This window comes from Parasedimentitalea denitrificans (genome assembly GCF_011813015.1).
GTDB lineage: Bacteria > Pseudomonadota > Alphaproteobacteria > Rhodobacterales > Rhodobacteraceae > Parasedimentitalea > Parasedimentitalea denitrificans.
In genome coordinates, this window is record NZ_QHLQ01000064.1 from 1 (window position 1) to 1,269 (window position 1,269).

Annotated in this window: 2 protein-coding genes; both read left to right on the forward strand. The window is 49.2% G+C overall.

What is annotated here, in order from left to right:
- Positions 1–95: 95 nt before the first annotated feature.
- Complete coding sequence (locus DL239_RS21305) at positions 96–806, forward strand: hypothetical protein (protein WP_167686105.1); 711 nt, start codon at positions 96–98, stop codon at positions 804–806.
- A gap of 106 nt (positions 807–912) precedes the next feature.
- The gene (locus DL239_RS21310) at positions 913–1,149 is read left to right on the forward strand and encodes a hypothetical protein (protein WP_167686106.1); all 237 of its coding nucleotides are present in this window, start codon (positions 913–915) and stop codon (positions 1,147–1,149) included.
- Positions 1,150–1,269: the final 120 nt, after the last annotated feature.

Here is a 1,269-nt window from a genome sequence, read left to right on the forward strand (position 1 = left end):
ACAGGCAACGCGCCGCATAATCAAACCAACCAGATGAGCCAAACTCTCACTTAGTTTAGGCCGCCTTTGGACCCAAAAACTCTGCCGACGCACAGATGCCTGATATTGAAGATCGAGTTAGCGAAGTGGAGGCGTCTGTAGGTGAAGTTAGGACGTCCCTTATCAGTGTGGCGGCCGAATTAAAAAGCTCCATTACCCACAAAGAATTATGGCTGAGTGTCGCCGCCATTGTCGGGGGAATTGGGGCTGTAGTAGCCGTAATTGCAGGCGTCCTTGTGTGGCTAAATGACCTGCAAATGTCAGCCATGAAAGCAGAGTTCAATGCCTCCTTGAAGGCCGCCATCTCCGATGGAGTTGTCGAAATGAAGGAGTCGGTTTCTTTAGATTTGGCTTCAATAGAGAGTACATTATCTGATGAGAGAGACCAACTTAAGGCCGACTTTTTAGCCTCCCGGGAGGAAATGCAGCTGGAATTCAAGTCCTTTTTGGAGGCTGCTTTGGCAGAACAGAACCTTGAATTTGATAAGTCACTTCAAAAGCAGGAAACGAGTTTAATAAAAACTTTTTCATCTTTCGGAATGAAGGCTATGCCACCGGTCATGGCTAATGGTGCTTTCCAATATCAGCCATCAGATGGGGCCATGTTGAAATGGCTCATGGTTAGCGACAGTGTTGGTTGGAAAAAATCACTCGATGCCTTCATAGAAGGCAATATCGATGATGGTGATTTAGAACCCATTGATCCGGAAGGTCTGTATATTAGAGACAATGGTGGTTTCAAACCGTTGATAAAAATATGGGAATAGTTGCATCAAGACGGGTCTTACGAACCTAGTTGTCAGAGCTCAGTGGATCAACCTTGTGATCCCCTCCCTTCGTTCCACATGTGTTCTTCTGAGCTGAGAGGACCGCATGCCTGACTGGCCCCGCACCATCCACTACGATTTGTACGAAGCCATGGAGGCGGGGGACCGCGATGCCTGGCGCCCTGCCTTCCAAAGTTGGGCCAAAACCCATCGGTTACGGTTCAAACTCCAGTGGGAGGCTGACCTGCTGCGCCGTTTAGGGGAGTTGGACCAGTGGAAGTGGGCGCCTGGCATTCAGGGTTTGTTGGACCCGCCGTCACTCGTTGATAGCCGACCTTGGTGACAAACCCGTCTAACGGCAGCTTGCAGCCAATGTTGTTGAAAAACTCTTGTTGATTTGAGGGTATATGACTGATTCAATTTCCTTATTGGCGTGGGGGGATTGGTGGCGATGTTAGGACCA

Coding starts and splice junctions, on each gene's coding strand:
- DL239_RS21305 (WP_167686105.1), top strand. CDS start 96: ATGCCTGATATTGAAGATCGAGTTAGCGAAGTGGAGGCGTCTGTAGGT.
- DL239_RS21310 (WP_167686106.1), top strand. CDS start 913: ATGCCTGACTGGCCCCGCACCATCCACTACGATTTGTACGAAGCCATG.